Annotated in this window: 1 protein-coding gene; it reads left to right on the plus strand. The window is 57.6% G+C overall.

The genetic code is table 11. The features are described 5' to 3' along the window. A partial coding sequence (locus tag VRY85_RS14910) for an Ig-like domain-containing protein (protein ID WP_414599386.1) occupies positions 1–255 on the plus strand: 255 nt, incomplete at both ends.

Here is a 255-nt window from a genome sequence, read left to right on the forward strand (position 1 = left end):
AGCTACACGTATGAGGCCAAGCCCAATGTGAGCGGCACGGAAGAGTTTGTGTTCGTAATCACGGACGCTGATGGTGATACGGCGACGGATACGTTGACGGTGACGATCACTAAGGCCCAAGGTCCTGCGGGTGATGAGATTCAGGCTGTGACGGTCAATGAGTCGGGCCTGGTCGATGGCGATCCGAAGGCAGGTGGTGAGTTTGCGCTGGTGACGATTCCGACGGGCTTTGAGTTTGCTGGCGTGGTGACCCAG

It is taken from the genome of Achromobacter sp. F4_2707, assembly GCF_047501535.1.
GTDB lineage: Bacteria > Pseudomonadota > Gammaproteobacteria > Burkholderiales > Burkholderiaceae_B > Yanghanlia.